This is a genomic window from Candidatus Acidiferrales bacterium (genome assembly GCA_036514995.1).
In the GTDB taxonomy this organism is placed as follows: Bacteria; Acidobacteriota; Terriglobia; order Acidiferrales; family DATBWB01; genus DATBWB01.
Map to the genome: position 1 here is coordinate 1 of DATBWB010000040.1, position 7,857 is coordinate 7,857.

Below are 7,857 nucleotides of genomic sequence, written 5' to 3' on the forward strand. Positions count from 1 at the left end.
ATAGCGCCCAGGAAAACGGCTCGGAAGGTGAGTTCGGCCTGGGTGACTTGCGCGGGAACGAACGGCTGAAAGGGGGCCGCCGCTTGGGGACGCTCAGCCATGATGCCTCCTTAAGAAAGTTTGCCCGCAGTCGGGCTTGCCTGGCGTCTTGCCTTTCGATGGAAACGATACGGGCCCTGAACCGTCTAAGGTTCAGGGCAGGCGCTCGCAGCCGGCGGAATCAGAAACCATCCGCCCGAGACGCCGCGAAACGTAACACTATCCCGCAAAGATCGTCAAGGCGAAACAGCTTTCCTCGCCAGTTCGCTGGCGGCTCACTTTCGAGGCTCGCCGCGGCGGGCCTGGCCAGCCGGTGTGCAGCAAGCTTAAAGGAACTAGTGCCGTTCCAACTATTTTGGGCTAAGTTCTTCATGGACTCAGCACGCATGACTAATTATGTTGCTCCAGCTCGCTATTCTGCTCAATTAGTTGGAACGGCACTAGAAGCGGAAGAGGTAAGAAAACTTGACGAAGAATCCCTTGGCGTCGTTGAGGAAGCGGCCCGTGCGGACGATTTCGCTGCCGGTTGCGGTGGGGACGAGATCAATGTTTTGCAGGTTGCTGTTGTAACCGACGTAGAACGCGGTGCCCGGATTCAGCAGGTAGGTGAGGAGGAAGTCGGCGTTGAAATTCTTGGTGGTTTCGAGCGCGGTCAGCTTGCGATGAGCGAGCACGGCATTGTACTGGAGGATGACCGGCAGGGAGAGCTCCCGGTTGAACTGCCAGTTCCACTTGGAGCGGAGGATGTGGTTGTTGAAGATGCTGGCGCCGCTCGCGCGGTCGGTCAAGCGCGTGAAGAGATAGGTGTTGTCGACTCGCAAGGCAGTCATCGGCCTCAAGGTGAATCCCAGGCCGCCGTTTGACGAGTTGGCGAGCACCGGTTCCTGGCCCGCGGGAGGGAGGAAATTCAGGGCCGTGCCCCAGAAATAGTTCGCCCGGAAGCTGACCTGGGGGAGGTAGTTGGTGAGGAAAGAGAAGCCCTTGAAGTTCACGGCAAAGTCACGATTTTCCGCCAGCACGGGGAACTCCTGCGGCCGCAGGCGTTCGCGCCGAGCATCAGCAAACAAGTTGAGAAAGGTCTGCCCGGTGAATTCCCAACGGACGCCGGATCGGTAAGCCCAGTCCAGGCGCGTGCCACTGTGGTCCCAGATGCGGTGCATGAAGAAGTTGGGGCCCCAGGAGATCAAGCGCTTGCCTTCCGGGCGGAACTGATACTCGACGGATTGGCCGATGCGGCGGAAGTCCGCCCGGCGAAGAAACCCGGGCTGGGTGCGAAAGCCAGGGCTGCGATCGTTGTATTCGATGAGGTAGAAGAACTGCCGCCCGCTGCGCTCCAACTGGATGTCATAAGCCGGCCCGGCCAGGCGGTTGCCGTCCGGAAACTTGGTCGAACTGGCCACCCCCTGGAAGCGCGCCACCCAGTTCTGCCCCAGCCTGAACCGTCCGTCGAGGCCGCCGATCCGGTTGAAGCTGTTTTCAAATTCACGGTCGGTGAAGATGAGACCCAGAGTGGACTGGCGGCCAATATCGCGGTTGATCCGCACGATGCCGAAATAGGCCCGCTTGCCGTGCAGAGGGTCGCCCGGGGGCACGCGCTTGCCGGGCGACTCATCGTCCATTACGAAGGCCCCCAGCGCCCACGGCCCCACCTTGCCCGTCAGCCGCACCCCAAATTGCGGGTCAGCAATCCGCCGGGTGAAAAGGAGAGCGATGGGAGTTTGAAAGTAGCTGGCGTTCTCCAAGAAAAACGGCCGCTTCTCGGGAAAGAACACCTCAAAGCGTTCGTTGACGGTCACCTGCGGCTCGTCCGACTCCACCTGGCTGAAGTCGGGATTGAGCGCCACGTCGAGCACGAGGCTGTCTTTCAACACAAACTTGGCGTCGAGGCCGGCGTCGAAATCAGCTCGCTCGCGGACAAAGCGCGGCGCCAGGGGGTCGCGGGTGTCCAGCGCACGAAACGAGCGGAACACCCCGTAGGGAATCATCTGAAGGTTTCGCCCCGGCGAGATGTTCTCCAGCCCCTCGAGCGACCCGGACTGATTCAGTTGGCCCTCGATGCGGCTGGAGATGTGGGGCCAGTAGGTGTCTTCATTCAAGCGGGGGATCTCGCGGTTGAAGATGATGCCCCAGGTTTGCTTGGAGGTGGACGGGAAGCGCAGGCTCTTGAAGGGGATGGCCATCCAGACGACGTAACCTTGGCCGGTGCGTTTGCCGCGCGAGTGCCACAGCGCGTCAAAGGAAAGGTCAGCGCCTTGCCCCTCGGTTTGGAGCGAGTCGGCCTGTATCCCCAGGGGGTTGGCGGAGAAGGCGTAGGCACGCCGCTGGTCATGAGTAGGTGTCGAGGATCACGCCGACGTTGTCATCGCCCAAGATGCTTTCGCGCCAGCCCATACGCGCACGGATTTTGAGGGGCTCCGAGTCGAAGCAAACGAAAATCAGGTAAAGGTGCTTATCGTCATAACCGAGATAGACGACGGTGCGCTGGGTGGACGGCTGGCCGTCCTTGGGTTGACGCTGGATGAAGCCCTCCACCATCGCCAATCGTCCCGCAGCCTCGCCCTGGGGTGCCATGCTCAGAAAGTTTTCGATTCCTGGCGGAGGACTAACCTTCGGAACAACTAGCAGCGGGCGTGCAGGAGTTGTGTCTGGCGCAGCCCCGGGAGCGTTCAGCGGCCCCAACAACATGCCCAGCATGACGACCGCGCCCATGGCGCCGCCCTTAGGGCTCCACTCCCCCACTGTTCCCACCTCGGGCTGACGACTTGTACCTCTTCAACTACGATGGCCTAGACGCGAGAGGGCCCCATTATGTTAACAGAGCAAAGGGGGAGGTCAGCCGAGAAACCTCTCCAGAGTAACCTCGGGCGTTGTCGTCGGGCTCGCCGGACGCGGAATCGCCAGGCGCGGGTATCACAGACGAAAGGAAAGGGCTTTGTTTACCGCGGGCGGCAGCGGGGCAGCCGGTTCGGACGGGGCAAGCCAGGCGCGTGAGCTCGTTCAGAATGATGGGTGACACTTTGATAGAGTGTCCCCATGCACATCATCTCAGCAAGAGTGCCCCGCGCCAGATCACCGGGAGCGGGGACAGATAAACACGATGCGGGTCGTCTCCGGCAGGCGCCCCAATTGAGCGCGCAGCTCTCGTGTGGCCAGCCGTGCGGCCTCGCCCGCCAGCGCCCCGACTTGTTCCGGAACAAGCCACAGCGCATAGAGGTCGGCGCGGCGCGCATAGGAGTAATCCTGATAAACCGGTCCCGCCTCGGGGGACGCCCGGGCCAGTTCCAGCAAGCAATCCCAGAAGCTGCGTGAGCGGAACAAGCGCTTGCGCGAGGCCACATTCCGGCCGACTTCGAAAGTCGCCCCTTCGACTGCGCTCAGGGCAGGCGCGGCGACCCGCGACGGCTGGCCGCCGCTTTCGAGCAGCACCGCGACGCACTCCTCGGCGCGAAACGCCCGCGTCGGGTCGGCATCGGGAAAGCGGGCGAGCATTTCCGCCACCGCTTCCGGCTCCACCTCCAGCCTCTCCCACCAGTAACGATACATGTTGTAAACCAGCGTGCCCGCATGCAGGATTTCGCGGACGCGCTCGGGATGTTTTCCGGTGGCGGTAAGGATCATTCCGACCAGTTCTTCGGCAGTGAATGGCTGCCGCAGGATCGGCCGCAGGCTGACGTAGTCGGCCTCTTCCTCAGTAAACCGAACCGCAATTTTTTCAGGAAAGCCCATAAGGAAAAGAGCGGCCTTTTCAAGACTTGCTCAAGGTCTTTGCCGTCGTCATGCTCAGTCGCCAAGCTTCGGGAAGAAGCATCTCGGCACCGATCGTTCGACTGCGCTCACCCCACAGCGATTTCTCGCGCCGCCCCGCACTCCCGAAGCTTGGGGGCGGTGCAGAGCTTTGCTCAGAACGACAAGCCCGGTGCCGGCAATGCAGCTAGGCTTTAGCTCCTGAGGCCTCGAGTTTCGATTTTTGATTTTCGATTTTCGGTTTTCTCTTTCCGGTTTATTGGCTTAGCTTCGCCTTCACCCGCTCGCTCACCGCCTTGCCATCCACTGATTGTCCCTTCAACCGCGCCATCACATTTTTCATGACCGCGCCCATCTCTTTGGGCGATCGGGCACCCGTCTCGGCCATGGCGGCGGCAATCGCCGCGTCCACTTCGGCGTCGGAAGCTCGGGCCGGCAAATAGGGTTCGATGATGGCAATTTCTTTCTGTTCCTTCTCGGCCAGGTCGGCGCGGCCACCCCGGGTGAACTGCTCGATCGAATCCCGGCGCTGCTTGATGAGCGTGGAGAGCACCTGGGCCGCTTCCGTATCTTCGAGCGCAGCCATTTTTTCAACCTGCTTGTTCTTGAGCGCCGTCTTCATCATGCGCAGGACGCTTAGCCGAAGTTCATCCTTCGTCTTCATGGCCGAGGTCAGGTCCTGCTGAATACGATCCACCAATCCCATGGTTTCCTCCTCCCGGAAGCATCATAGCAGCGGCCGGTGCCCGGTGCCCAGCGCCGGTCGCTTCTCGCCCGCCGCGGCGGGGCGATGGCGATTTGACAGGGCTCCCCGGCTCCCATAACCTTGCTTCGCAACCATGAAAATCGTCCTCGGCGACAAAATCAGCGAGCGCGGCCTCGCCCTGCTCGACGCCACCGGCTGGTTCGTGTCACTGCCTTCCCGCGGCGCCCTTGCCGTTGAACTTGCCGACGCCGATGCCCTGATCGTGCGCAGCGCCACCCACGTGACCGCCGAGCTGCTCGGGCACGGGCCACGCTTGCGCGTGATCGGCCGCGCCGGGGTGGGCGTGGACAATATTGACGTCGAGGCCGCCACCCGCCGGGGCATCCTGGTGATGAACACCCCGGGCGGCAACGCCGTAAGCGTGGCCGAGCACACCCTGGCGCTGCTCCTGGCGCTGACGCGCTCGGTGCCACAGTGGAGCGCCGCTGTCCACGCGGGCCGCTGGGAGAAGAGCGGAGCGGCGGGAATCGAGCTACGCGGCAAAACGCTTGGGTTGATAGGCCTGGGACGCGTGGGCATCGAGGTGGCGCGGCGGGCGCATGGGCTCGAGATGGACGTGCTCGCGTGCGATCCCTACATCAGCGAGAAGGTCGCTCGGGAAGTCGGCGCTGAGCTGGTTCCGCTCGCCGAGTTGCTGGCGCGGTCGGATTTCGTGTCGTTGCATGCCGCGCTCGGTCCCGCCACCGATAAGATAATCAACGCCGCGACCATCGGGCAGATGAAGCGCGGCGCGCGGCTGGTCAATACCGCCCGCGGCGAATTGGTGGACGAAACAGCGCTCGCCGAGGCGCTCCGATCCGGGCGCCTGGCAGGGGCCGCCTTGGACGTCTTTGCCGAGGAACCGCCGCGGGGCTCGCCCCTGCTGGGCCTGCCCAACGTGATCGCCACGCCGCATGTGGCCGGGTCCACCGAAGAGGCTCAGGAGGAAGTGGGCTATCTGATCGCCCAGCAGGTGCGCGACTTCCTGGCCGAGGGCGTCTTGCGCAACGCCGTCAACCTGCCCACCCTTTCGGCCGAACAGTACCGGCGGCTCCGGCCGTATATCGAGCTCGGCGAGCGCCTGGGGTTGCTGGTGTCGCAGGTGGTGCCCGGCTCGATCGGCCGCATCCGCATCAGCTACGCGGGCGAGCCCGCCGAACTCGGCACGCACATTCTGCGGAATGCCGTGCTCGAAGGCGTGCTCAACGCTGTGCTCGATGAAAAGGTCAACTTGGTCAACGCCGGCACCGTGGCGGCAGCGCGTGGGCTGGTCGTGGAAGAGCTCACCCGCCGGCGGGAGCACGGTTTCCCCAACACGCTCGAGGTGGCGGTGGCCCCGACGGCACCGGGGGCGGCCCCGGATGCGATCGGGAACAGCCGCGAGCTGGCCGTGGAGGGCACTGTGCTGCACAACCTTTCGCCGCGCCTCCTTGCCATAGACGGCATCGAACTCGAAGCACCGCTCGAAGGGACGCTGCTCTTCCTGCGCAACCGCGATGTCCCGGGGGTCATTGGTCAGGTGGGGACCATCCTGGGCAGCCGGCAGATCAACATCGCCACCTTTGCCCTGGGCCGGCGCGAGGCCGTGCGCGGTGCCGAAGCCATCGCGCTAGTGCGGCTCGACGGCGAAGTGCCCGACTCCATCCTCCAGCCCATCCGCGGCATCGCCGCCGTCACCGAAGCGCGCCTGGTGCGCTTGCCCGGCTCGACCGCAGAAGCAAGCATGCGAACAGCCGTGCCCTCATGACCACCAGCCAAGACGCGGGGGTCCATTGCCCGACTGAGGGTGACAGGTTACAATCTAAGGAACTGGATCGCGGGACGTTGAGAGCGATTCTGTGTCATGCCGGATTGACCGTTGAAGAGTTCACTGACTTACTTGGGTAAACCCCATAGGCCAAGCGTGGAGATTGGCAGCGTCCGAGCGAAAGTCTCTGGGTGTCAAGGTTCCGGCGCCAGACGGGCGAGGAGGTCTTTGACAACCGCTTCGCGGCGCTTGAGCTCTTCGCGGCAGTCGTAGTTCTCGGTCTTGTACACTTCTTCGCGCAGGTTGGGCAGCGACGCGCCTGGTCTCAAAGGAATCCGTACAGGAAGCAAGACAATCGGAGCCTTCTATACCACTATGCTTCTTCCGAGGCAATACGATTCGAGGTGGGGTCGGCAAGAAATCCGGGGGGTGTCTGTCGGATTGAGCGGCAATGCATAGGAACAGAACCCGGCAAGCGTCAGCTCACCTAGCCAGCCCCGACCCAAGACACGGTAATGGTTCTTCCCCCTGAGTCGGCCCAGGCAATTCGGCGGGACTTTGGCCTGCCGCTAACTCCTTTACTCGATCACGGTTGACCGTCGAACACAGCGTAACGCTCCCCCTGATTTTGCTGGTCGTGCTACTCGATGGTAGCTACCCGACCCACATGCCATTCTCAAGGGGCTGCCGGGCTGCTCAGCCCTTGGTGCTCCGGGCAGGAACAGGTTTGATTCCCAGGCATGCGCCCGATGGTACATCGGGCCACTGAATGTGCAGGGCTTTGCGATGTGGCCTCCCGGGGGAGTGGCTAACTCCTTTATTTTATTCAAGGCAAAAACTGGAACGAAAACTGCTGCGAATATTTACAAAGTCGGGCGACCGTATGGATTCAAAGGAGAAGATTATGAAGCCGTGTCGCGATGTCACTTTGGAACACAGGGTGGGGTTTGTCCTTGGAGCCCTGTTCCTGACCCTCTGCTTGGTAGGTCTGCCCGGAAAGAGCTTTGCCGAGACCATTAGTCTGACCCCTGAGGGCAGCCTCACGATTATCGAATCTACCGCTCCACTGGCCGCGCCGCTGGCCTATGTTTCTGGGGGAACTGGGCTTACCGGTTACGCCAATTGCTGGCCTACGAGTCTAACCTGTTTTGGTTCGGCCGTATCGCCAGCCGCTGCCGCAAGTGCTGCGGATCACCTCTGGCTGCAATTCGATCCCGCGATCATCTGGTCCTCAAGCACCCCATTGAGCCAGGTGTTCGCCGTTCCCGGACTGGACCATCTCGATCTCGCAGCCGGTGAGTATCCCGGGGAATACCTTGAGTTCATCATTTGGGGGGCGACCTCAGCTTCAGGGCCCTGGGAAGAAGGCACGATCTTGGCAATTTACCGAGATGGCTTCGACACCGATACTTCAACTTTCGTGGGTATCTCAGACAACCTGACCTCCCTATGGGGTTTTTCGCAAGCTTATCCCTACTTCATGGCGACATCGGGGGATCACGTCGTTGGGTTCTCTTCGCCCGGTGAGGGAGAGATTGACGCTCTCGTGGCGCCCGTCCCTGAACCGGCGAGCCTGCTGCTC

7 protein-coding genes are annotated in these 7,857 nt (G+C 62.3%); 2 read left to right on the forward strand and 5 right to left on the reverse strand.

The features are described 5' to 3' along the window. Positions 1-479: 479 nt before the first annotated feature. The 4 genes from VIH17_02935 to VIH17_02950 all read right to left on the reverse strand — a co-directional run bounded on the left by VIH17_02935 (position 480) and on the right by VIH17_02950 (position 4,489). A complete protein-coding gene (locus VIH17_02935; GenBank protein HEY4682185.1) occupies positions 480-2,219 on the reverse strand; it encodes a DUF5916 domain-containing protein in 1,740 nt (579 codons plus the stop codon). Between the two features lie 145 nt (positions 2,220-2,364). After that, entirely contained in the window at positions 2,365-2,778 is a 414-nt protein-coding gene (locus tag VIH17_02940; protein ID HEY4682186.1) for a hypothetical protein, read from the reverse strand. 330 nt (positions 2,779-3,108) lie between these two features. Further along, a complete protein-coding gene (locus tag VIH17_02945; GenBank protein ID HEY4682187.1) occupies positions 3,109-3,765 on the reverse strand; it encodes a hypothetical protein in 657 nt (218 codons plus the stop codon). Between the two features lie 274 nt (positions 3,766-4,039). Beyond that, positions 4,040-4,489, reverse strand: a complete 450-nt coding sequence (locus VIH17_02950) for a GatB/YqeY domain-containing protein (GenBank protein HEY4682188.1) — start codon at positions 4,487-4,489, stop codon at positions 4,040-4,042. Positions 4,490-4,622: 133 nt separating this feature from the next. Here VIH17_02950 and serA point away from each other — a divergent pair, with 133 nt between their 5' ends. Continuing rightward, positions 4,623-6,275 (forward strand): phosphoglycerate dehydrogenase, encoded by a 1,653-nt coding sequence (gene serA / locus VIH17_02955; protein ID HEY4682189.1) that lies wholly within the window; start codon positions 4,623-4,625, stop codon positions 6,273-6,275. A 194-nt stretch (positions 6,276-6,469) separates the two neighbouring features. Here the strand turns inward: serA and VIH17_02960 are convergent, their stop codons facing one another. Then, on the reverse strand, positions 6,470-6,625 hold the full coding sequence (locus VIH17_02960) for a hypothetical protein (GenBank protein HEY4682190.1): 156 nt from the start codon (positions 6,623-6,625) through the stop codon (positions 6,470-6,472). A 554-nt stretch (positions 6,626-7,179) separates the two neighbouring features. Between VIH17_02960 and VIH17_02965 the strand changes: the two genes are divergently transcribed. Further along, positions 7,180-7,857, forward strand: a 678-nt coding sequence (locus tag VIH17_02965) for a hypothetical protein (GenBank protein HEY4682191.1), incomplete at its 3' end; no start/stop codon positions are given.